Source organism: Streptomyces sp. NPDC050287 (assembly GCF_044459385.1).
GTDB lineage: Bacteria > Actinomycetota > Actinomycetes > Streptomycetales > Streptomycetaceae > Streptomyces.
In genome coordinates this window covers 324,027-346,563 of record NZ_JBITIY010000007.1, presented here as the reverse complement: position 1 = coordinate 346,563, position 22,537 = coordinate 324,027, and the positions used below count along the sequence as shown (strand labels likewise).

The following is a 22,537-nucleotide window of genomic DNA, read 5'->3' as shown; positions in this document are numbered from 1 at the left end:
GCACGCGGAACGATCGCACAAGAATTCGCAAAGTCGCCGGAGTCGGCGAAGTCGCGCCGCGGTGGCCGCGATGACGAGGCCCACCGCCGGGGCGCTGCCGCGCTCCCCGGTTTCATTGAAACCGTTCAATGCCGCCGCACCCACCTCGCGTGGCGACCCCGGTCCGGAGCGATCCTCTGGTGGCCCTGTCAGGAAAACAGTTGCACGACGATTGACCCGGGCCTCACCCGGCTCTACGTTACCCACGCCTCTCGAATCTGAATCGATTCATCCATTTCCCTGCGAGTGAGGAGTCGTTAGTGATCAGCAGGAGGAACATTCTCGCGGGCGCAGTCGCCACGGTCGCGGCAACGACCGTGGACGGCGTACCGGCGATGGCCGCGCCGCCGTCCAGACAGGTTCCGGCACAGGGCAACGGGCCGCGCGTCACGGCGCCGACCGTGGAGTACGTCCAGCACCCCCTCGGGATCGATGCGCAACGCCCCCGGCTGAGCTGGCCGTTGGTCTCGGACAAGGCGGGTGTGCGCCAGAGCGCCTATCAGGTCCGCGTTGCCACCACCGCCTCGGGCCTGCGTCATCCGGACGTCTGGGACAGCGGGAAGGTCACGTCCGGCGAGTCCGTCCTCGTGCCCTACCGAGGCCCTTCACTCAAGCCGAGGACGCGCTACCACTGGTCGGTACGGGTGTGGGACGCCGACGGGCGGGTCTCCGGGTGGAGCGCGCCCTCGTGGTGGGAGACCGGCCTCATGGACGCCGGACAGTGGAGCGCCGACTGGATCTCCGCACCGGCGAGCCTCACGGACGCGCCGTCCTTCGAAGGGGGTTCCTGGATCTGGTTCCCCGAGGGCGATCCGACGAACAGCGTTCCGGCGGCCACCCGTTGGTTCCGCGGTGCCGCCGGACTGCCCGACGGAATCACGGCGGCGACGCTCGCCATCACCGCGGACAACGTGTACGCCGTCTCCGTCAACGGCGTCGAGGTGGCCCGCACCGACCTCGCCACGGACAACGACGGCTGGCGCCGCCCGGCCGTGATCGACGTACTGGACCAGGTACGGGGTGGTGACAACGTTATCGCCGTCTCCGTGACCAACGCGACCGAGGGCCCGGCCGGACTCATCGCCGCCCTCGTCGTGCGGACCGCCTCCGGTGAGCGGAAGGTGTTCACCGACGGCTCATGGAAGGCCACGAACCAGCAACCCCCCGCCGACTGGCGCGAGTCCGGCTTCGACGACGGGGGCTGGCCGGCGGCCAGGGTGGCTGCCGCGTGGGGTGGCGGACCGTGGGGAAGGGTCGTCCCGGTGTCGTACGCCGTCACCCAGCTCCGGCACGAGTTCCGGCTCCCGCGCAGGAAGGTGTCCCGCGCGCGCCTGTACGCCACGGCGCTCGGTCTGTACGAGGCCCACCTCAACGGCAACCGGGTGGGCCGCGACCAGCTCGCTCCCGGCTGGACGGACTACCGCACCCGCGTCCAGTACCAGACGTACGACGTCACCACGCTGCTGCGGCCCGGCGCCAACGCCATCGGGGCGTACCTGGCACCCGGCTGGTACGCGGGCAACGTGGGCATGTTCGGTCCCGGCCAGTACGGTCAACACCCGGCGCTTCTCGCGCAGTTGGAGGTGGAGTACACGGACGGGACCAGCGAGCGCATCGTCTCGGGCACCGACTGGCGGGCCGCCGCCGGGCCGATCGTCGCCGCCGACCTGCTGAACGGTGAGACGTACGACGCGCGCAAGGAGACCCCCGGCTGGACCTCACCCGGCTTCGACGACACTCGCTGGCTCGGCGTACGCGGCGAGGGCGGCGCCGGGGACTTCGGTCCCGGTCTGATCGTCGCGCAGGTGGACGGTCCGGTACGCGTGGAGCGGGAGCTGACACCGCAGAAGGTGACCCAGCCCAAGCCGGGCGTCCATGTGTTCGACCTGGGCCAGAACATGGTCGGCTCGGTGCGGCTGCGGGTGTCGGGCGACGCGGGAACGACCGTCCGGCTCCGGCACGCCGAGGTGCTCAACCCCGACGGCACCGTCTACACCGCCAACCTGCGGAGCGCGGCGGCGACCGACACGTACACCCTCAAGGGGCAGGGCGAGGAGGTCTACGAGCCGCGCTTCACCTTCCACGGGTTCCGCTACGTCGAGGTGACCGGATTCCCCGGCACCCCCTCGGCGAAGGCCGTCACCGGCCGCGTCATGCACACCTCCGCCCCCTTCACCCTCGACTTCGAGACCGACGTACCGATGCTCAACCAGCTGCACCACAACATCACGTGGGGGCAGCGCGGCAACTTCCTCTCCGTGCCGACGGACACGCCCGCGCGCGACGAGCGGCTCGGCTGGACGGGGGACATCAACGTCTTCGCGCCCACGGCCGCGTACACGATGGAGTCGGCGCGCTTCCTGTCCAAGTGGCTGGTCGACCTGCGGGACTCCCGGACCGCCGAGGGCTCCTTCACGGACGTGGCGCCGGTGGTCGGCACGCTCGGCGACGGCACCGCCGGCTGGGGCGACGCGGGTGTCACGGTCCCCTGGGCCCTCTACCGGGCATACGGCGACCGCCAGGTCCTGGAGGACGCCTGGCCGTCGGTCCAGGCCTGGCTGACGTACCTGGAGCGGAACAGCGACCGGCTGCTGCGCCCGGCGCAGGGATACGGCGACTGGCTGAACATCGACGACGAGACCCCCAAGGACGTCGTCGCCACCGCGTACTTCGCGCACAGCGCCGACCTCGCGGCCCGGATGGCCGGGGAACTCGGCAAGGACGCCGCTCCGTACCGCGATCTCTTCGCACGGGTACGAGCGGCCTTCCAGAACGCGTACCTCGCCTCCGACGGCCGTATCAAGGGCGATACGCAGACGGCCTACGTCCTGGCGCTGTCGATGAACCTGCTGCCGGACGCGTCGCGGAAGGCGGCGGCCGACCGGCTCGTCGCTCTCATCGAGGCCAGGGACTGGCACCTGTCGACCGGTTTCCTCGGCACTCCCCGGCTGCTGCCCGTCCTGACCGACACGGGCCACACCGACGTCGCCTACCGCCTGCTGCGGCAACGCTCGTTCCCCAGCTGGGGCTACCAGATCGACCGGGGCGCCACCACGATGTGGGAACGCTGGGACTCCATCCGGCCCGACGGGAGCTTCCAGGACACGGCCATGAACTCCTTCAACCACTATGCCTACGGCTCGGTGGGCGAATGGATGTACACGAACATCGCCGGCATCTCGGCGGGCGGCCCGGGCTACCGCGAGATCCTCATCCGCCCCCGTCCGGGCGGAGGCGTCACCACCGCCCGCGCCACGTTCACCTCGGTCTACGGCCCCGTCTCCACGCAATGGCGGCAGCAGGCCGGCCACTTCACGCTGACCTGCGTGGTGCCGCCCAACACGACCGCCGAGGTATGGGTCCCGGCATCCGCCCCGAAGGCGGTCACCCACTCCGGCGGGACGTTCCTGCGCCAGGAGGACGGCTGCGCGGTCTACCGGGTCGGCTCCGGCACACACGAGTTCACCGCCTGACGATCAGCCGGATTCGCCCCCGGACAGGGAACCTGCGGGTCCGACCGGCGGCGGACGTCGCCACGCGTTCTGGCCGGGCCGCCGATTCGGTGAACTGGCTGGTGCCGAGGAGTTCGTCGATGTGGCCGCCGAGCTAGTGCCGTGGCAGGCAACGTTCGCCCCGTCGCGACGCCCGGCACGCACTCTCGCCGCACCGGCCGAAAGCCCAAGTACGTCCAGTACGAGGGCTTCCGGCCGGCACGCCGAGAGCACGCACCGGACGCCGCTCCTTCACGGGCAAACGTTGCCTGCCACGGCACTAGGACCGGTGCTGTCCGGGGGGTTCGGCGGCTGCGCGGGCGTCGCCGCCGGCGCGGACGGCGCGCACCCGCCGCCTCGGCCCGTCAGCTGTACTCGGGCTGCCACATGGCGTCCTGGATCTGCTGGACAACGTCGTCGAGGCGGGCCCGGGCCACGCCCTCCTCGGCCGCGCGGCGGACGACGGCCGCCGCGACCACGGCCGACGAGGTGCGCAGGTTCTCCACCTCCGGCAGCAGGGCGGCGCCGGGCTCCGACAGGTCGGCGAGGCCGGCGACGGCTTCCGCCGCGGCCTGGAGCATGCCGTCGGTGATCCGCTCGGCGCCGGCCACCACGGCGCCCAGCCCGAGGCCGGGGTACAGGAGGGCGTTGTTGGCCTGGCCGATGACGTACGTGGTGCCGTCCAGCTCCACCGGAGCAACCGGGATGCCGACGGCGACCAGGGCCTTGCCGCCGGTCCACCGCAGGACGTCCGCCGGTATGGCCTCGATCTTCTCCGTGGGGTTGGACAGCGGCAGGACGACCGGCCGGTCCACGTCGCGGGCCATGGAACGCACCACGTCCTCGGTGAAGGCCCCGTGCTGGGTGGAGGTTCCCACCAGCACGGTCGGGTGCACGTGGTCCACCACGCTGTGCAGGTCCACCGGCCGGTCGTCGGGCCAGTCGTCGTCGGGCCGCGCGTACGGCTGCTGGTAGTCGCGCAGTTGCTCGGTGGACTGCCGCAGCAGGCCCTGGCGGTCCACGCACCAGATACGGCGGGTGGCCTCCTCGCGGCCCAGTCCGTCGCGGACCATGGCGTCGCGCAGCTGGTCGGCGATGCCCACGCCCGCCGTCCCGGCGCCGAAGACCACGACCCGCTGGTCGCGCATGGGTGTGCCGGTGACCCGTACCGCGTTCATGACGCAGGCCAGCGTGATCGCTCCGGTGCCCTGCATGTCGTCGTTGAAGGTGCGGATCTTCTCGCCGTACCGCTCAAGGATGCGGCGGCCGTTGCCGGGGCCGAAGTCCTCCCAGTGCAGCAGCGCGCGCGGGAACAGCTCGGTGACCGCCTCCACGAAGTCGGCGACGAACGCGTCGTACGCCTCGCCGCGCACCCTGTTGTGCCGGTTGCCGACGTACAGCGGGTCGTTGAGCAGCGCCTGGTTCCCGGTGCCGACGTCGAGCATCACCGCAACGGAGCGCCCCGGGTGGATGCCCGCGGCGGCGGTGTAGACGGCCAGCTTGCCGACCGAGATCTGCATGCCGCCGACGCCCCAGTCGCCGATGCCGAGGAGTTGCTCCGCGTCGGTCGCCACCACCAGGTCGACGTCGTCGGGGCCGAGGCCGAGCGCCTCGAAGGCGGGGCGGATGTCCTTTGGCCGGTCGACGGAGAGATAGACCCCGCGCGGTCGCCGGTATTCGTGGCTGTACCGCTTGATCGCCTCCCCCACGGTCGGGTCGTACACGATCGGCAGCAGCTCGGTGAGGTGGTCGGTGAGCAGCCGGAAGTAGAGCACCTCGTTGCGGTCGTGGAGCTGCTCCAGGTACACGTTCTTCGCCAGGTCGTCCGGCTGCGCCCGCAGTTGCTCCCAGGCGCGGCGGGCCTGGAGTTCCAGGGACAGCACCGCGGGCGGCAGCGTTCCGACCAGGCCGTGTCGCTCCCGCTCCTCCTGCGTGAAGGCGACGCCCTTGTTGCTCAGCGGGTCCGCGAGCAGCGCGCGCCCGCCCGGTTTCCCGCGGCCGGTGTGACTCTTCCCCCTCGCCTGGTGGTTTTCCTGCGCACGGTTTCGGGGCGGGGTCATCGGCTCTCCTCGCGTCGCGCCACTGCCGTAGGGGCTCGTTTCCTGCCGGGCGCGCCGGGTACCCCGGTCGGCACGACAAGCGCACCGGCGCCCGAAGCCTTTGCCGCTCTTTGGCGTGGCCCTTCGTTCGGGTACGACGGCACCACCGCCTCCCAGCCGGTGCGGCGATCCCCGCGATGAAAGAAAGAGAAAGAGGGGGATTTCCCCATGCACAAGCCCGCCCAGCAGCAACAGCCTCCGGGTTCCGAGACGGACCTGCGGCCCCGGGCCGACCACGGTGAGCACAGCTACCGCGGATCGGGCCGACTGGCCGGGAAGAAGGCCGTCATCACCGGTGGTGACAGCGGCATCGGCAAGGCCGTCGCGATCGCCTACGCCCGCGAGGGCGCCGATGTCCTCCTCTCGCACCTGGACGAGGAGGCGGACGACGCCCGCGACACGGCGCGCTGGGTGGAGGAGGCCGGCCGCGAGGCGGTTCTGGCGCCCGGTGACCTGAGTGATCCCGCCCACTGCCGGGAGGTGGTGGCGCGGGCCGTCGAGGCGTTCGGCCGCATCGACGTCCTGGTCAGCAACGCGGCGTTCCAGATGTTCCGCGCGTCGATCGAGGAGGTCCCGGACGAGGAGTGGGACCACACGCTGGCGACCAACCTCAGCGCCATGTTCCACCTCTGCAAGGCGGCGGTGCCGCACATGAAGCCGGGTGCGTCGGTCATCGCGTCCAGCTCGGTGAACTCCGACACGCCGCCGCCGGGCCTGCTGGCGTACAACGCGACGAAGGCGGGCCTGGCCAACATGGTCGGCTCGCTGTCCCAGTCGCTCGCCGAGCGGGGCATCCGGGTCAACAGCGTCGCCCCGGGGCCCATCTGGACGCCGCTGATCCCCGCCACGATGCCGCCCGAGCAGGTCGAGGACTTCGGCAGCCAGACCCCGCTGGGACGGGCCGGGCAGCCGGCCGAACTCGCCCCCGTGTACGTCATGCTCGCCTCGGACGAGGCCGCGTACGTCTCGGGTGCGCGCATCGCCGTCACCGGCGGTCAGCCGATCCTCTGACACCCCATCCCCTGACACCCCGCCAGAAAGCACGTCACCAGAAAGCACGTCAGCAGAACCAGGAGCGACCGTGGACTGGTATCCCCTGCGGCTGACCACCCCGGTCAAGCAGCACCTCTTCGGCGGCCGGGCGATCGCCGAACGGCTGGGCCGTACCGGTCTGCCCGACGGTCCGGTCGCCGAGACCTGGGAGGTCAGCGATGTGGACGGCGAGGGTGCGCGCGTCACGGACGGCTCGCTGGCCGGCCGGCCGCTGCGCCGGCTCGTCGAGGACCACCCCGACGAACTCGTGGGATGCGGCTGGCGCGGCCCTCACTTCCCGGTGCTGACCAAGTTCATCGACGGCACCGGCGCCCTCCCGGTCCATCTGCACGCCGACGACGAGACCGCACGCCGGCTGGAGGGCGAGCCCCACGGCAAGACCGAGGCGTGGCACATCCTCGACGCGGCCCCGGGAGCCACCGCCCTGGTGGGGGTGAAGGCCGGTGTGGACCGGGACACGCTGCACCGGGCCCTGCTCGCCCAGGACTTCGACGCGGTCATGCGCCGGCTTCCGGCACGGGCCGGGCAGACCGTCTACGTACCCGGCGGCACCCCGCACAGTTTCGGCCCCGGCACCCTGGTCTACGAGATCGAGCAGACCTCCGACATCCAGCAGCACGCCATGCGCCGGCGCATGGAGGACGGCTCGGAACTGGGCGACGAGGAGTGGCACACCAACCTCGGTCGGCTCCTCGACGAGTGGCGTCCCGGTCCACGCCCCGAGTTCCACTCCGGCCTGAGCGTCCAGGTCGACGACGGGGTGGAGCGGACTGTGCTGTGCGCCGGCCCGTACTTCGCCCTGGAGCGGTGGCGGGCGGGCAGCACGGCCCCGCTGGTGCACGACTTCTCCTCCGCACTGGTCGTCAGCAACGCCGGTGCGCCGGTCACCGTGGAGTCCGGGGGCCGGTTCGAGCGGCTCGGACGCGCCCGGAGCCTGCTGTTGCCGGCCGCGCTGGGCCGCGTACGGATCCAGGGGCCCGCCGACGTCCTCCTCGGCTACCTGCCCGACCTGGACCGGGACATCCGCACACCGCTGCTCGCGGCGGGGCACGGGGCCGCCGCCGTGGCCGCGCTCGGTGAGGGTCTCACCGGCCCACTCACGTAGAAGGAGATCCATGAGCACCGTCACCACCAGCGACGGCGTCACCATCCACTACGAGGACAAGGGCACCGGCCCACCCCTCGTCCTGCTCCACGGCTGGGGCTTCAGCGGCCGCTTCTTCACCCGCAACGTGGACGCCCTCGCCGAACACGCCCGCGTCATCACCGTCGATCTGCGCGGTCACGGCGACTCCGGCACCCCCCGCCACGGCTACCGGGTGTCGAGGCTTGCCAAAGACCTGTTCGACCTCCTCGAAGAACTCGACCTGCGTGAGGTCACCGTCCTGGGCTGGTCACTGGGCTGCCCGGTCATCTGGAGCTATCTGGAACTGTTCGGCGGCCATCGCCTGGCGCGCGCGATCTACGTCCAGCAGTCCCCCCGCCAGTACTACGCGGCGGACTGGAAGCACGCACACGCCACCTGCTACGACGAACCCTCCCTGGCCGCCCTGCAGACCCAGCTCACCTGCGACCCGCCGGCCTTCGACGAGGACCAGATCCGTACTGTCCTCGCCACCGAACCCACCGCCGCGGAGCGGGAGTTGCTGCTGGCGGAGATGGCCAAGTCGCCCCCGTACGCACGCAGCGCGCTGATGGCCGACCACACCCGCCACGACTGGCGCGACCTGCTGCCCACGATCCGGCTGCCCAGCCTGGTCCTGGTGGCACGTCAGGACAGCGTGTTCCCCTGGCAGGGCCCCGCATGGGTCGGCCAGGCGCTCCCGGATGCCCGGACCGTCTTCTTCGAGCACAGCGGCCACGCACTGTTCTTCGACGAGCCGGAGAAGTTCCACCGGTCGGTCACCGGCTTCCTGGCCGACGGGTCCGGCAACGTGCCGGCGCGTCCCGGGGGCCCGGAGGGCGAGGGGGCGGGTGGGTCGGTGGGGCGTCGGTCCGAGGCGGACGCCGGCGGGCGGGTACCGGGGATCGCTCCGTAGCCCACCTGTTCCCCCCCCGGCCGGGCCGGGCGTACCTCCGCTTCAGGTGCGCCCGGGTCGGCCAGGCTGTCGGCGAGGAACGCCGCGCGGTTGGGCACGGCGAAGCCGGCGCGGCGGATGCCGGTGTCGACGACGAAGAGCGGGACCACCCGTTCCGCGTCCCGCACAGCGGCCTGGAGGACCGGATTGTCGTACACCCGCAGGTCCGCGGTGAACAGGGCGATGGAGACGGAGAGGGGGACGGAGGCGGAGACGGAGGCACGCACGGTTCCCTGAGCCCCTCAGCGCGTCCGGGCCGGTTCGTCGACGCCCGCTTCGGCCGCGGCGGCGATGTTGCGGACCATGCCGCCGAAGACCGCGCCGTGGAAGGGGGCCACGCCCCGCCAGTAGGCGTGCCCGGCCAGGCCGTGCGGATGGAACAACGCCCGCTGCCGGTACACCGTGCGCCCCTGCGGATCCCGGTCGACGGCCATCTCCAGCCACGCCAGCCCCGGCAGCCGCATCTCCGCGCGCAGCCGGAGCAGCCGGCCCGGCTCGATCTCCTCCACCCGCCAGAAGTCCAGGCTGTCGCCGACGCGCAGCCGGTTCGCGTCCCGGCGGCCCCGGCGCAGGCCGACTCCGCCCACCAGGGTGTCCAGCCTGCCTCGCAGGGACCAGGCCAGCGGCGAGGAGTACCAGCCGTTCTCGCCGCCGATCGCCTCCACCACCCGCCACAGCGCCTGCGGCGACGCCGCGACCGTACGCTCGCGGTGATCCGTGTAGAGGCTCCCGCCCGCCCAGTCGGGGTCGGTCGGCAGCGGGTCGCTGGGGGCCCGGGGAGTCGAGGCCGAGGACCACCTGGTGGCCACGTCCGCGTCCTGCACGCGCCTCAGCGCCAGCCGGATCGCCCGGTCGAGGGTGACCGGTCCCTCCGGCGGGTCCGGCACGTACCGGACGATGTCCCGCTCCGCGCAGACCACCTCGTGCTTCAGCGACTCGACCAGCGGGCGCGCGAGAGCGCCCGGCACCGGGGTCACCAGACCGACCCAGAGGCTGGACAGCCGGGGGGTCAGCAGCGGAACGGGCACGATGACCCGCTTCGGCAGCCCGGCGACGACGGCGTACCGCCGCATCATCTCCTCGTAGGTGACGACATCCGGCCCGCCGATGTCGAAGGCCCGGTTCACGTCGTACGGCAACCGCGCGCACCCCACGAGGAAGCGGAGCACGTCGCGGACGGCGATCGGCTGGATACGGGTGCGCACCCAGCTCGGGGTCACCATCACGGGAAGCCGCTCGGTCAGATATCGCAGCATCTCGAACGAGGCCGAACCCGACCCGATGATCACGGCTGCCCGCAGGACGGCCGTCGGCACGCCCGAGGCCAGGAGGATCCGGCCCACTTCGGCACGGGACCGCAGATGGGGTGACAGCGCCTGCTCGGGCACTCCGGAAGGGCTCAGCCCGCCGAGATAGACGATCCGCCGGACCCCGGCGGCCCGCGCCGCCTCACCGAAGATCCTGGCCGCGCGCCGGTCGGTCTCCTCGAACCCGCGCCCGGTACCCAGCGAGTGCACCAGGTAGTACGCGACGTCCATTCCCTCCATCGCCGCGCGGACAGATTCCTCGTCCGTCGCGTCCCCGCGCACCACCTCCGCCTGCCCGGCCCACGGGTGGTCCCGCAGCTTGCCGGGCGAGCGGGCCAGGCAGCGCACCGGGTGGCCTGCGGCCAGCAGCTCGGGGACCAGTCGGCCGCCGAGGTAGCCGGTGGCGCCGGTTACCAGGCAGTGGAGTGGGCGGGTGTTGTCAGTCATGCCGGTCGAGTGCGCCTTGTTCGGCGACGGCCGGCGGACCGGGCTGCAGGAAACGCCATGGCTCTCGTGTCTTCCCGGGACGCGCCCCGCTGAGGGGCTCTTTCGCTCTCCCCCTCACCCCATGCTTCGGGCGGTGGGCGAGCACCGCAACCTCGGCGATCCCCAGGTGCCGTGAGCGGTCAGATGGCGGCTGATCGTGGCCCGCGACACGCGCAGGTGGTGGTACTGCCGCAGATGCCAGGCGATCGTCTCCGGCCCGGCGCTCAGGCCCTGTTCGGCCAAGTCCTTGCGGATGCGGACGATCAGCTCTGATCGTGCTCGCATCGATCGCGGTCGGTGAGCTCTTGGGACGCCGGGATCGCGGCTCGAACGCCACATGAGACCTATGTGAGTCCGGCCTTGTCACACGCGGACCGGAGTGCCGGGGTACAGATCTGGTCGATCGTGTACATGCCATCCTTGACGAGAGTGTCCTTGATGTCGCCGACGGTCACCGGGACTGGATCGAGCAGCACAGTCGGGATGTCCCTCGTGGAGGCGTTGTCGACCCTCGTATCGGCGAGGTCGTCGAGCTTCTCGCCGCGTGCCAGGGCGACGGCCATGGTGGCGGCGGCGTCGGCCTCCGGCTTGAACGGCTTGTAGACGGTCATGTACTGCTCGCCGCCGACGATACGCCGCACGCCCACGAGCTCGGCGTCCTGGCCGGTGATGGGCGGTAGTGGCGTGATGCCGGCGACCTTGAAGGCGGAGATCACACCGCCGGCGAGGTGATCGTTGGCGGCCAGCACGCCATCGATGTTCTCCCCTCCCAGGGCTGCGATGGCTGCGGACATGTTGGTGTGCGCGGTCCCCGCCCGCCAGTCCATGTTGTCGTACGACCGGGCGATCTTCGTGCTGCCCCGGAGGACGGACAGCGCGCCCCTTTTGAACCACCCTGCATTGGGATCGGTCGTGGGGCCGTTCATCATGACGATCTTCCTGTTCTGCGCACGGGCGCCCATGGCCCTCAGGAGCGCTTCGCCCTGAGCCCTGCCGACCTGCGCACCGTCGAAGGTGACGTAACCCGAAACCGGGCCTTCGGCGAGCCGGTCGTAGGCGACGACCGGGACGCCCTGCTCGTGCGCAGCCTCGACCGAGGAGCGCTCCGCCTTGGGGTCGACGGCCATGAGTATCAGTACATCGACCCCCTTGGTGAGCATGGAGTCGATCTGCTGCTGCTGGACCGTGACATCGTCCTCCGCGTCGGCGGACTGCACCCGGCAGTCCGGGCACAGCTCCTTCAGTTTCTTCTCGATCAAGGGCTTGTCGAACTGCCCGGTGCGAGAGGCCGCCCCAGCCGCCGGGAGCAGTACGCCGACAGTGACGCTGCCCCTCTCGGATCTGACGTCGCCGCCTCCACAGCCCCCCAGGGCCAATGCCAGCACCAAGCTCACGGCGATGGTCATGTTCCGCACACGGGTCTTCGCGTCGCTCTTCACGTCACAGACCTCTCCCGCCCACCACCGGGCTCGGCCGCAGAACGATCGGCTCGCGCGGTGGCACGACGATTGCGCTGCGCACCTTCTCGACTCCGCTGTCCGGCGCGGTCCCGACGACGCCGACATCGCCGCGATGAGAATGACGCCCCGGCAGCCGTTACCTCGCAGACCACGATCAGCGGCTCGCCGATGCATACGGTGGCCGACTGCTCACGCCCACCGCGAGCGGTCGGGCCGGGTGGAGGCGCAGGGGACTGCGGCTCCCACAGGCGATCACGCGATCTGGGTGTGATCCCGTTCGCCCTCGGCATTGACGACTGCTTCCTGGACATGTCCGGTGCTGCTCCATGACCCTGCGTTCAGCGGTCCGTCGCCCTTACCCGCGGCATGCGACGAGAGCGGCGAGCGAGTACCGCCAGGTTCGTACCGCATGCCTCTGGACTGCGTGACGGGCCTCCGCGCTCGCTAATGCCCATGCTCCACCCTCACCCGTAGCAGGGCGAGACAGACGGCTCACCTACCCCCTTTCGGACGAGCCGGTCGGCATGCACACCGTGTGGCTGATCGGTCAGGCAGGGGGCCGGCGAGCTGATGGTGTGCCTGCTCCTGCGAGTCCGAGCTGTGCGCAGGCCAGCAGGGCCACCTCCGTGTCCAGTCGGTTCGCGGTGAGTGGGTGGCCGAGGATTTCCTCGGCCTTGCGTACGCGGTAGTGGACGGTGTTCTTGTGGACGTGCATGCGTGCGGCGGCGTCGGTGAAGCTGCCTTGGGCGTCCAGGAACACCTGCACGGTCTCGCGCAGGCGGAGCGTGGCGTCGTCGTCGCGCATGAGGCCGCCGAGGACGCGTCCTGCCCACGCTCTGACGTCGGCGAGGTGATCGACGAGGAGGCCGGCGAGCGCGACCTGGGAGTGGAGGACCAGCGCGCGGTGCGAACCGGCCGCGGTGACGGCGACCGTGCGGGCCCGCTGCGCGTCGCGGAGGGTCTGCCGGAAGCCGAAGAGTCCGGGGGACGGGTCGTCGCCGACGGCGATCCGGAGTGCCGGGTGCTTGCCCAGTTCGTGTTCGAGCAGGGGGATGTCGAGGGTCGGTTCGACCGTGGATGAGATCCAGGCCCAGTGTGTTCGCTCGTCCGCCGAGACCGTCAGTGGGGCCTTGCCGGTGGCCGCGGACAACATGGCCGCGCCGGCCCGCAGTCGGGCCGCGTCCGGGTCGGGTGAACCGGGCTGAGTCCAGATGATCGCGGCGAGGTGCCAGCCGCGCAGGGACGTCGACAGCATCTTCTCGGCCGAGGCGAGGTCGAGCCCCTCGGTGTCGAGCACGGCGCGGACCTGGGCAGCGCGGGCCGCGTCGGAACGGGCGTCCCACCGGCTGCGTTCGTCCTCGTAGATGGCGATAAGGCCCTCGATGACCTGGTCGATGTATCTGTTCGTCAGTCGCGCGATCTGGCTGGTCGTGGCCAGGGCGGCGTCGGTGGGCAGGTCGAGACGGCCGAGGGTGGTCATGGTCCGCTGGACGAACATGTGCTCGCCGAGGCGGTAGGCGCGCAGCAGCGCCTCCAGGGACAGGCCGTGCTGGGCGAAGCGCCGGGCGTACTCCGCCGCGGCGGGTGGGACGGTGATGTCGTCGAGGGAGATGTTCAGCGACAGCATGTCGACGATCGCTGCCAGGTTCGACGCGGTGCTGGCGACCATCAGCCGTCGTACGGCGTCGTCGTGGCGGAACTCGGGGATGACGTCGACGAACATCGAGGTCATCTCGGCGGTGAGGTTCTCGAGATCGGCCTGGGTGCGCCTGGCGACGTCCCGCACGTTCACGTCGACGTTGACATGGGCAGCGCTCATGGCCGGACCGTACCGGAGACGTCCGCCTTCCGCTTTGTGACGGCGGCACAAACAGGTGGGTTCGAGCTGGGGCGCGAGCCCATGGCCGGACGCGTATCCCCTGCCTACCTTTCAGTTATTGCGTTGGTCTATTGCCTTCGTCACGGCGCGACTCAATGGTGAGGAAATCGTGCAGCACATCGCCGAATTGCCGGACGTCCGGGCCGGCCGGAATCCCACCGGACCCTGTGTCGCGGATGATCGCGAGCAGCTGGACAACGACGCTTTTCTGAAACGTGTCCGGTCTGCGGCCGGTGTTCTCCGCGTCCACGGAATCGGTGTCGGCGATGTGGTCGCGGTCGCCTTGGCGAACCGTCTGGAACTCGTCGTCATCATGTTCGCGGCATGGCGGCTGGGCGCCGCGGTCACGCCGGTGAATCCCGGGCTGACCGATGCCGAGGCCCGCCATCAGATCGAGGATTCCGGAGCCAAGGTGGTGATCACCGACGCCCGCGCCATGGGAACCCTGGACGTGGCCGCGTTCGCCGGCGCCGCTGCCCAGTCCCCGGACGTGGTCTCCCTCACCTCCGACGCCCTCGCCCTGATCATCTACACGAGCGGGACCACCGGCCGCCCGAAGGGCGTCATGCTCGACCACGCCAACATCGCCGCGATGTGCCGGATGATCGTCGACGGCATCGGTCTGGACGAGACCGATCACAGCCTGCTGGTTCTGCCGTTGTTCCACGTCAACGGGATCGTGGTGAGCGTGCTGTCGCCCCTGCTGGCCGGCGGGCGGGCGACGATCGCCGAGCGCTTCCGGGCGTCGGCGTTCTTCGCCTCGGTCGAGGCCGCGCGGCCGACGTACTTCTCGGCGGTACCGGCGATCTACGCCATGCTCGTCTCACTGCCGGACGACGTACGCCCGGACACCTCGTCGTTGCGCCGGGCGATCTGCGGGGCCGCGCCGATGCCCGCCGAGCTGATCGCCCGCTTCGAGAACCGGTTCGGGGTGCCGGTCGTCGAGGGCTACGGACTGTCCGAGGGCACCTGCGCGTCGACGCTGAACCCGCCCGCCGGGCCGCGGAAGCCGGGGACGGTCGGGCTCCCGCTGCCGGGGCAGACGGTCGCCGTGATGGACGCCGAGGGCCATCTCCTCGATGCCGGGTCGGTGGGCGAGGTGGTGGTACGTGGCCCGAATGTCATGCGCGGCTATCTCGGCCTGCCGGACGAGACGGCCAGGACCGTCGTCGACGGCTGGTTGCACACCGGCGACGTCGGGCGCTTCGACACGGACGGCTTCCTCGTTCTGGTCGACCGGATCAAGGACATGATCATCCGAGGCGGAGAGAACATCTACCCCAAGGAGATCGAGAACGTCCTGCACACCCACCCGGCGGTGCTGGAAGCGGCCGTGGTCGGCGCGCCCGAACCGGTACTCGGTGAGGTGCCGGTCGCGTACGTCACGCTGCTGCCGGGTACCGCCACCACGGCTGAGGAGCTCGTCGACCACTGCCGCGGCTCGCTCGCCCGCGTCAAGGTACCGGTGTCGGTCCAGGTCACCGAGTCGCTGCCGAAGAATCCGGTGGGGAAGATCGACAAACCCCGACTGCGCTCATTCACCGTGACCTCGTAAGGCAATCACCTCACATCACCCGGACGTTTTTATGTGCGTTTCCGGTTTGGATCGGCACGCCCGAAAAGCGGTACGAGAAAGGCGAGAACAATGGGGTTCACAACAGGCGACTTCCCGCCGGTCGACCAGGAAACATTCCTGGACAAGCCTCTTCAGGAACGCATGAGAACGTTGGCCCTGCACTGGGTGGAGTACGGTTTCGGCTCGCCGAAGATGATCCCGGCGACGTACGTGGTCAAGGTCCTCTTCCTGTACGTCCTCGCCGGTACGGCCCTGGTGACCTGGACCTCGGGCGCCGGACCGTTCTGGGACGTCGCCCACTGGTGGGACCAGCCGGGCGTCTACCAGAAGCTCGTCCTGTGGACGGTCTTCCTGGAGGCGCTGGGCGTGGCCGGCTCCTGGGGCCCGATCGCCGGCAAGTTCAAGCCGATGACCGGCGGCATACTGTTCTGGGCCCGGCCCGGCACCATCCGGCTGCGTCCCTGGAAGCGGGTGCCGTTCACCGACGGGGACCGCCGTACGGTGGCCGATGTCGTCCTCTACCTGGCCTTCCTGGCGTCCCTGCTGACAGCGGTCGCGGTGCCCACCGACGGACTGGTGCGCCCGGCCATGCTGATCGCGCCGATCGTGCTGTACGTCACTTGCGGCCTACGGGACAAGACGGTCTTCCTGGCCGCCCGAGGCGAGCAGTACCTGCCCGCGCTGGTTCTGTTCACCGTCCTGCCCCTCACCGACATGATCATCGCGGCGAAGCTGCTGATCTGCACGGTGTGGATCGGCGCAGGGGTGTCGAAGTTCGGGCTTCACTTCACCAACGTGGTGTCGCCGATGGTCTCCAACAGCCCCTGTGTCCCGTCGAAGCGGATCAAGCGGCTCCACTACCGCGACTTCCCCCACGACATCCGCCCGTCGAAGGTCGCCACCCTCATGGCGCACGCCGGTGGCACCACCGTGGAGATCATCACTCCGCTGGTGCTGCTCTTCTCCGCGAACCACTGGCTGACCGTCGCCGGCGTGGCGTTGATGGTCGTCTTCCACCTCTTCATCGTCTCGACGTTCCCGCTGGCGGTGCCGCTGGAGTGGAACATCCTGTTCGCGTACTTCTCGGTCTTCCTGTTCCTCGGCTTCCCGGCCCAGGACGGCTACGGCGTCGGCGACATGTCCTCGCCATGGCTGACCGCCGGGATCGCCGCCGCGCTTCTGCTCTTCCCCGTACTGGGCAATCTGCGCCCGGACCTGGTGTCGTTCCTGCCCTCGATGCGCCAGTACGCGGGCAACTGGGCCTCCGCGCTGTGGGTCTTCGCGCCGGGCGCGGAGCAGAAGCTGAACTCGCTGCCACACCGCCCGACCACCAACCAGGTCGACCAGCTCCAGGCGATGGGTTACCCGCCGGCGGTCGCCGAGATCACCATGCAGCAGACGATCGCCTGGCGGTCGATGCACAGCCAGGGCCGCGGCCTGTTCTCCGTCCTCATGAAGAACCTTCCCGACCTCGACCGACGGACCGTGCGCGAAGCCGAGTTCGCGTGCAACTCGCTGATCGGGTTCAACTTCGGCGACGGCCACCTGCACAACCTCGACCTCGTCAACGCCGTGCAGTCCCGGGTCGGGTTCGCCCCGGGCGAGTGGATCGTCGTATGGGTGGAGTCGCAGGCCATTCACCGCACGGTGCAGCACTACCAGGTGATCGACGCCGCGCTCGGGGTCATCGAGCGGGGTACGTGGAAGGTCGCAGACGCGGTCAAGGAGCAGCCGTGGCTGCCGAACGGCCCGATCCCGCTCGACGTGACCTGGACCCGCCGGCAGTCGTCGCCGGTGGTGGGGCAGGGCACGGTGGAAAGCTTGGCGACATGAGTACGGCAACCGTGGTCGGCGCCGGCCCCAACGGGCTGGCCGCCGCCGTCGCCCTGGCCCGGGAGGGCGTACAGGTCACCGTCCTCGAGGCGGCCGACGAGATCGGGGGCGGCACCCGCTCCGGTGAGGCGATCCTTCCCGGGCTGCTGCACGACCACTGCTCGGCCATCCACCCGATGGCCGTCGGCTCACCGTTCCTGCGCGAGCTGGGCCTGGAGCGGTACGGGTTGCGTTGGGCGCTGCCGGAGATCGACTGCGTACATCCCCTGGACAGCGGCACAGCAGGGGTGCTGCACCGCTCGGTCACCGAGACCGCGGTCGGTCTCGGCGGCGACGGCCGACGCTGGCGATGGCTGTTCGACGGCCCGTCGGCGGCATACGACACCATCGGCGCCGACATCCTCGGCCCGCTGCTCCGCATCCCACGGCACCCCGTCCGACTCGCCCGTTTCGGCGTCCCCGCGCTGGCGCCCGCGTCGCTGCTGGCGAAGGCGTTCGCGACCGAGGAGGCGCGGGCACTGTGGGGCGGGGTGGCGGCACACGCCTTCCACCCTCTCGACCGGCCACTGAGTGCCGCCATCGGACTCGGCATCCTCACCGCGGGGCACCGGCACGGCTGGGCCGTGGCCGTCGGCGGATCAGGCCGCATCACCGACGCCATGGCCGCGCTGCTGACCGACCTCGGCGGGAAGATCGAGACGGGGGTGCGGGTGCGGTCGGCCTCCGAACTGCCGCCCACGGACGTGACCCTCTGGGATGTGGCGCCCACCGCACTGGCCGACATCCTGGGTGACCGGCTGCCGCCCCGGGTCGCCCGTGCCTACCGGCGGTTCCGGTACGGCCCGGGGGCGTTCAAGGTCGACTTCGCGGTCGAGGGCGGCGTGCCCTGGACCGCCGAAGCGGCGCGGCGGGCCGGCACGGTGCACGTCGGCGGCGCGTACGCCGAGATCGCGGCCACGGAGCGGGACATCCACGCCGGACGAATGCCCGAACGGCCGTTCGTCCTGGTCGGCCAGCAGTATCTGGCCGATCCCCCGCGGTCGGCCGGCGACGTGCACCCGGTGTGGACCTACGCCCACGTACCGGCCGACTGGTCCGGCGACGCCACAGGAGCGATCACCGCCCAGATCGAGCGGTTCGCCCCGGGATTCCGGGACCGGATCGTCGGCACCGTGGTGCGGACCACCCCCGGATTCGCCGCGTACAACCCGAACTACGTCAGCGGCAACATCATGACCGGCGCCAAGGACGTCCCCCAGCTGCTGTTCGGCCCGCGGCCCACCCTGCACCCGTACGACACCGGTCTGCCCGGCCACTACCTGTGCTCCGCGGCCACTCCGCCCGGCCCCGGCGCACACGGAATGTGCGGAGCCCACGCCGCCGCACGAGCTCTGCGCCACCTCCAGGGCAGACCTGGGGCCCATGACGCCGAGGCGGAGAGCGGCACCGGGGGGTGAAGAGGCCGCAGCATGTACAGGCCGCCGTGCGGACAGGCGCAGCTCCGTACGGTTCTGACCTTGCACCTTTGCAGGCACCGCGTCGGCTGTCACGATCAGGCCGTGGCCGACCTTTCGAAGATCGCAAGTCGCTTGGACGCCTTCATGGACCTGACGGGCCCAGTGATCGGCGTCATGCTGCTGGCGGCAGGCATCGAGACGTACCGCACCGGTGGATCCATGGGCTGGCCCATCGCGGGAGCTGTCCTGCTTGTGATCAATCTCCGGGTGGCCTGGCGCCGCCTCGCCAAGCGCCGGAAACCGACCTCCAGCCGTAACGACGCCACGCAACCGCCGGCTTCTGACATCCGCGGCTGACACCAACGACGCCGGACGGGGGCGCACACCAGAACCGTTGCCCGGCCGTCGTATCAGTGGACGGCCGCGGCCGGAGCGGTCTCGGATCGAACTCCCAGGCCCCGGACCGATCATGGTCCGGGGCCTTCGACATTCCCCACGCCGTGTCGTGCGGCTACGGGAGCCTTCGTGTGCACCGGCCGTCAGTAGCGGTGGCCCGGCCAGTGCGGATCCGTCCAGCGGTCCTCACCGGTGAGTCCGAGCAGCCGTGGGAGGCCGACGGCTGCAAACTTCCTCGCCCGAGGACACCGGCGTCCGTATCGTCGTGCGCGGAAAGAGTGCGGGCGGCAGTGGGGGCGGGGGACCGTGAGCAGGAGGCGCTACGTCGCCCGGGGTGTTCCGGGTGGTTACAGGGTCTGGGACAACCGGGGGCGTCGATGGTGGGGGGATCTCTACGAGCTCTGTCCTGACGATCTTTTGACCGAGCTCAACGGGGAGGCCGACAGCGAGCGGATCACTTCGCTGCTGAAGCGGTACAGAGCGCAGAAGCGGTGAGCGGCGCCGCTGGCGGTCGCACGACAAGCGTCCCTCGTCCAGCGGGAACAGCGGGTCAGTGAGCCCGGTCAGTGGGCCCGGTCAGTGGGCCGGCGCAGGCGTCGTCTTCTTGCGGGCGCGGTACGCGGCTGCCTTGATCTTGTTGCCGCAGGACTCCATTCCGCACCACTGCCGGCGCATGCCCCGCGAACGGTCGATGTAGGTGCGGGTGCACTCCGGGTTGCCGCACTCCTTGAGCAGGGGCACGTCCGGCCCGCTCAGGAGCTCGATGGCGTGGCGCGCCACCATGGAAAGGGCTTCTTCCGGTGTCGCCTGCGTCCACCGCCCCGACGGGGTCAGCTGCGGCACCGCCGGCGCCTTGCGTGCCGCGTTGTTGACCACGGTCAGGGCCGCCCCGTCGTACTCCTCCCTCAGCCGGCCGGCGGTGACCAGCTGGTAAATGGCTTCCCGCACGGCCGTCGCCTCCTCGACGTCGGCCTGCCGGCCGGGGGAGACCGCGTCGACGATGCCGGACTCCACGTACCATGCGTTCAGCCTGTCCGGCGTCGCGAGCATCTCGAAGCGCACCGAACGGCGCGCTCGGAGTGTGGCGGCGAAGTCGAGTGCCGGGTCTCCGCATACGAAGGCATGGTCGAGGTTCATGTCACCATTCTGACGGGTGATGTTGCCGGTGGGCAAGATTCGTCATCCCGCTCCCTCTCCTTCAGAGGCCCAGGTCTGCGGCGAGGCAGGAGAAGGACGTCCACGCACGCTCTGGGTCGTAGGCGTACCGCGTCGGGTCGTTCGGAGTGGCCTTGTGTTCCTCGACCATGTCCTCGTAGCGGATGCGCTCGGGCAACGTGCCGAACCGCGCTTGGCGTGCGGACGCGGTGACGTCCGTGGTGTTCCTGTTTTCCATGGTCGTACTCCGTTCAGACTCGGGGAGCAATGCAGTCACCTGTCGAAAAGGTGACCGATGAGGCGTCGACGCGATCAGAATCCGTCCACGTCGATGACGGCCTGGGCGAAGGCGGTGGGTGCCTCCTGCGGGAGGTTGTGGCCGATCCCCTTCAGGGTGCGGTGCTCGTACTTGCCCGTGAACCTGTCCCGGTACGAGGTGCCGCCGCCCGGAGCCGTGAAGGGGTCGCGCTCCGGGTCGAGGGTGATGGTGGGCACCTCGATGAACGGGCGGTCGGCGAGCCGCTTCTCGAGTCCGTCGTAGCGGCGCTCGCCGTCGGCGAGGCTCAGCCGCCAGCGGTAGTTGTGGATGACGACGGCGCCGTAGTCGGGGTTGTCGAAGGCCGCCGCGGTGCGCTCGAAGGTGGCGTCGTCGAAGTCCCACGTCGGGGAGACGGTGTCCCAGACGAACCTGGTCAGGTCGTGGCGCCGGGTCTTGTCCTCCATGGCGAGCCGGCCCCGTTCGGTGGCGAAGTAGTACTGGTACCACCAGGTGTGCTCGGCCTGCGCGGCGATCGGATCGAGGTTGGCCTTGCGGTTGGTGATGAGGTAACCGCTCACCGACACCAGGGCCTTGCAGCGCTCGGGCCACAGGGCGGCGACGATGTCGGCGGTGCGTGAACCCCAGTCGAAGCCGGCCAGTACGGCCTTCTCGATCTTCAGCGCGTCCATCAGGGCGATGACGTCGAGGGCGATGGCCGACTGCTGGGCATTGCGGAACGTCCGGTCGGAGAGGAACCGTGTCGTGCCGTGGCCGCGCAGGTAGGGGACGATCACCCGGTAGCCCTCCTGGGCCAGCAGCGGGGCGACGTCGACGTAGCTGTGGATGTCGTACGGCCAGCCGTGCAGGCAGATGACCGCGGGACGGTGCGCGGGGCCGAGTTCGGCGTAACCGATGTCCAGCAGGCCGGCCCTGATCTGCTTCAGCCGCGGAAAGCCGGCGTGCACGCCGGGGGTGACCGTGGGGGCGTTCGGCGCCGCGGACGAGGTGGTCCGGGAGGCAGCGGATGCGCTCTCCAAATCCGTCCCGCCGCCCTGACGACCCTGCAGACCGGCCAGTGAAACGGCGGCCGTGCCCGTGCCCAGCCCCAGGACCTTTCCGAAGCCACGCCTGTTGATCATGTGAGTCCCCTCCATGTGATCACACGTGCCGACCTGTGTGATGACTGACTGTGGCACGCCCTGACGTCACCGGTCAAGCAGGTGACGTGCCCCCTTTTCCATCTGCTCGACTTTCGAACTAGGGCGGTAACTACGGGCATTACGGCATTCAGTCAGTCTTCCTGAAGCCTGCCTCATCACCCTCTCCACCAGTGATGAGCCCTCTCACCAGAAGCATGGTTTCCGGCGGACCGGACCTGTGCGTTCCCGTGTGCATCAGGGAAGCGGTGGTGCTCCCGGAAAAAAATCCGAGCCGATGACAACCTCCCGACCGCGTGCACCCGTTCCTTGGGCATGAAGTACTTCTCACCGCGCACCGCGCCGGTGCCGGGCGGGGGTGGCCGGTGATCCGGGCCTCGGTCGGACAGGACACCTCTGCCGCCGACGGCGGCGGCGTGAGCGGCATGGGCGGCGTCGGAGACATCGGAGGCGAAGTCAGCTTCGACTTCGACGACTTCGCGCGCAGTCGTCAGGCACATCTGCGCTGGACGGCCTGCGCCAGGACCGGATCCTTAACGAGGCATTCGAGAGCGCTGACCCCCTCAAGCTGATGCGGCTGTTCGGCATCACCGAGCAGACGGCCATGCGCTATGTCGGCGCCGCCCACCCCGAGCGCACCGCCAAGCTACCCAAGTGAAGCCCTCGGCCCCGCGCCGGTCGCACCCTCGGGGGAGGTGCCAAGAAGGCGGCCCCGCCGCCCCCTGCGCCAGCCGCCGAGCTCACCCGCAAGCAGTACGCCACCCCACGGCGAAGGCCGTCCCGCTGCAAGCGAGCGCAGGTTCAGCCCGCTC

At 70.3% G+C, this 22,537-nt stretch carries 17 protein-coding genes and 1 pseudogene; 9 read left to right on the top strand and 9 right to left on the bottom strand.

From position 1 onward, the window contains the following. The first annotated feature begins 299 nt into the window (after positions 1–299). Positions 300–3,512 (top strand): alpha-L-rhamnosidase, encoded by a 3,213-nt coding sequence (locus ACIBK3_RS26745; RefSeq protein WP_399369489.1) that lies wholly within the window; start codon positions 300–302, stop codon positions 3,510–3,512. Positions 3,513–3,895: 383 nt separating this feature from the next. Here the strand turns inward: ACIBK3_RS26745 and ACIBK3_RS26740 are convergent, their stop codons facing one another. After that, positions 3,896–5,590, bottom strand: a complete 1,695-nt coding sequence (locus ACIBK3_RS26740; protein WP_399369487.1) for an NAD-dependent malic enzyme — start codon at positions 5,588–5,590, stop codon at positions 3,896–3,898. Positions 5,591–5,797: 207 nt separating this feature from the next. Between ACIBK3_RS26740 and ACIBK3_RS26735 the strand changes: the two genes are divergently transcribed. From ACIBK3_RS26735 to ACIBK3_RS26725, 3 genes are all read left to right on the top strand, one after another. Further along, the gene (locus tag ACIBK3_RS26735; protein WP_399369485.1) at positions 5,798–6,640 is read left to right on the top strand and encodes an SDR family oxidoreductase; all 843 of its coding nucleotides are present in this window, start codon (positions 5,798–5,800) and stop codon (positions 6,638–6,640) included. Between the two features lie 70 nt (positions 6,641–6,710). Then, on the top strand, positions 6,711–7,787 hold the full coding sequence (locus ACIBK3_RS26730) for a class I mannose-6-phosphate isomerase (RefSeq protein ID WP_399369483.1): 1,077 nt from the start codon (positions 6,711–6,713) through the stop codon (positions 7,785–7,787). A 10-nt stretch (positions 7,788–7,797) separates the two neighbouring features. Further along, complete coding sequence (locus ACIBK3_RS26725; RefSeq protein ID WP_399369481.1) at positions 7,798–8,721, top strand: alpha/beta fold hydrolase; 924 nt, start codon at positions 7,798–7,800, stop codon at positions 8,719–8,721. Between the two features lie 68 nt (positions 8,722–8,789). Here the strand turns inward: ACIBK3_RS26725 and ACIBK3_RS26720 are convergent. From ACIBK3_RS26720 to ACIBK3_RS26700, 5 genes and pseudogenes are all read right to left on the bottom strand, one after another. After that, positions 8,790–8,987, bottom strand: a pseudogene (locus ACIBK3_RS26720) (deoxyribodipyrimidine photo-lyase); the annotation flags it as partial. A 15-nt stretch (positions 8,988–9,002) separates the two neighbouring features. After that, on the bottom strand, positions 9,003–10,514 hold the full coding sequence (locus ACIBK3_RS26715) for an SDR family oxidoreductase (protein ID WP_399369479.1): 1,512 nt from the start codon (positions 10,512–10,514) through the stop codon (positions 9,003–9,005). Positions 10,515–10,628: 114 nt separating this feature from the next. Continuing rightward, complete coding sequence (locus ACIBK3_RS26710; protein ID WP_399369477.1) at positions 10,629–10,838, bottom strand: hypothetical protein; 210 nt, start codon at positions 10,836–10,838, stop codon at positions 10,629–10,631. Positions 10,839–10,897: 59 nt separating this feature from the next. Next, a complete protein-coding gene (locus ACIBK3_RS26705; RefSeq protein ID WP_399370002.1) occupies positions 10,898–11,959 on the bottom strand; it encodes a sugar ABC transporter substrate-binding protein in 1,062 nt (353 codons plus the stop codon). 601 nt (positions 11,960–12,560) lie between these two features. Continuing rightward, the gene (locus ACIBK3_RS26700; RefSeq protein ID WP_399369475.1) at positions 12,561–13,832 is read right to left on the bottom strand and encodes a helix-turn-helix domain-containing protein; all 1,272 of its coding nucleotides are present in this window, start codon (positions 13,830–13,832) and stop codon (positions 12,561–12,563) included. A gap of 55 nt (positions 13,833–13,887) precedes the next feature. Here ACIBK3_RS26700 and ACIBK3_RS26695 point away from each other — a divergent pair, with 55 nt between their 5' ends. The 5 genes from ACIBK3_RS26695 (at position 13,888) to ACIBK3_RS26675 (ending at position 19,649) form a co-directional block, all read left to right on the top strand. Beyond that, entirely contained in the window at positions 13,888–15,447 is a 1,560-nt protein-coding gene (locus ACIBK3_RS26695) for a class I adenylate-forming enzyme family protein (protein WP_399369473.1), read from the top strand. Positions 15,448–15,537: 90 nt separating this feature from the next. Beyond that, positions 15,538–17,301 (top strand): DUF3556 domain-containing protein, encoded by a 1,764-nt coding sequence (locus ACIBK3_RS26690; RefSeq protein ID WP_399369471.1) that lies wholly within the window; start codon positions 15,538–15,540, stop codon positions 17,299–17,301. Next, complete coding sequence (locus tag ACIBK3_RS26685; protein WP_399369469.1) at positions 17,298–18,758, top strand: phytoene desaturase family protein; 1,461 nt, start codon at positions 17,298–17,300, stop codon at positions 18,756–18,758. Before ACIBK3_RS26690 ends, ACIBK3_RS26685 begins: the two co-directional genes overlap by 4 nt. A 102-nt stretch (positions 18,759–18,860) precedes the next feature. Then, positions 18,861–19,115 (top strand): hypothetical protein, encoded by a 255-nt coding sequence (locus ACIBK3_RS26680; RefSeq protein ID WP_399369467.1) that lies wholly within the window; start codon positions 18,861–18,863, stop codon positions 19,113–19,115. 345 nt (positions 19,116–19,460) lie between these two features. Continuing rightward, positions 19,461–19,649 carry a hypothetical protein gene (locus ACIBK3_RS26675; protein ID WP_399369465.1) on the top strand — a complete coding sequence of 63 codons (189 nt, stop codon included), beginning with the start codon at positions 19,461–19,463 and terminating at the stop codon, positions 19,647–19,649. Positions 19,650–19,730: 81 nt separating this feature from the next. Here the strand turns inward: ACIBK3_RS26675 and ACIBK3_RS26670 are convergent, their stop codons facing one another. From ACIBK3_RS26670 to ACIBK3_RS26660, 3 genes are all read right to left on the bottom strand, one after another. Next, positions 19,731–20,291, bottom strand: a complete 561-nt coding sequence (locus tag ACIBK3_RS26670) for a CGNR zinc finger domain-containing protein (protein ID WP_399369463.1) — start codon at positions 20,289–20,291, stop codon at positions 19,731–19,733. Positions 20,292–20,352: 61 nt separating this feature from the next. Continuing rightward, on the bottom strand, positions 20,353–20,547 hold the full coding sequence (locus tag ACIBK3_RS26665; RefSeq protein ID WP_399369461.1) for a hypothetical protein: 195 nt from the start codon (positions 20,545–20,547) through the stop codon (positions 20,353–20,355). Positions 20,548–20,621: 74 nt separating this feature from the next. Continuing rightward, complete coding sequence (locus ACIBK3_RS26660) at positions 20,622–21,707, bottom strand: alpha/beta fold hydrolase (RefSeq protein WP_399369459.1); 1,086 nt, start codon at positions 21,705–21,707, stop codon at positions 20,622–20,624. Between the last annotated feature and the right edge of the window lie 830 nt (positions 21,708–22,537).

What these genes read in the sequence shown, in the direction of transcription:
- ACIBK3_RS26740 (WP_399369487.1), bottom strand. Translation starts at nt 5,590, where the DNA reads ATGACCCCGCCCCGAAACCGTGCGCAGGAAAACCACCAGGCGAGGGGG.
- ACIBK3_RS26735 (WP_399369485.1), top strand. Translation starts at nt 5,798, where the DNA reads ATGCACAAGCCCGCCCAGCAGCAACAGCCTCCGGGTTCCGAGACGGAC.
- ACIBK3_RS26725 (WP_399369481.1), top strand. Translation starts at nt 7,798, where the DNA reads ATGAGCACCGTCACCACCAGCGACGGCGTCACCATCCACTACGAGGAC.
- ACIBK3_RS26715 (WP_399369479.1), bottom strand. Translation starts at nt 10,514, where the DNA reads ATGACTGACAACACCCGCCCACTCCACTGCCTGGTAACCGGCGCCACC.
- ACIBK3_RS26710 (WP_399369477.1), bottom strand. Translation starts at nt 10,838, where the DNA reads ATGCGAGCACGATCAGAGCTGATCGTCCGCATCCGCAAGGACTTGGCC.
- ACIBK3_RS26705 (WP_399370002.1), bottom strand. Translation starts at nt 11,959, where the DNA reads ATGACCATCGCCGTGAGCTTGGTGCTGGCATTGGCCCTGGGGGGCTGT.
- ACIBK3_RS26700 (WP_399369475.1), bottom strand. Translation starts at nt 13,832, where the DNA reads ATGAGCGCTGCCCATGTCAACGTCGACGTGAACGTGCGGGACGTCGCC.
- ACIBK3_RS26690 (WP_399369471.1), top strand. Translation starts at nt 15,538, where the DNA reads ATGGGGTTCACAACAGGCGACTTCCCGCCGGTCGACCAGGAAACATTC.
- ACIBK3_RS26685 (WP_399369469.1), top strand. Translation starts at nt 17,298, where the DNA reads ATGAGTACGGCAACCGTGGTCGGCGCCGGCCCCAACGGGCTGGCCGCC.
- ACIBK3_RS26670 (WP_399369463.1), bottom strand. Translation starts at nt 20,291, where the DNA reads ATGAACCTCGACCATGCCTTCGTATGCGGAGACCCGGCACTCGACTTC.
- ACIBK3_RS26665 (WP_399369461.1), bottom strand. Translation starts at nt 20,547, where the DNA reads ATGGAAAACAGGAACACCACGGACGTCACCGCGTCCGCACGCCAAGCG.
- ACIBK3_RS26660 (WP_399369459.1), bottom strand. Translation starts at nt 21,707, where the DNA reads ATGATCAACAGGCGTGGCTTCGGAAAGGTCCTGGGGCTGGGCACGGGC.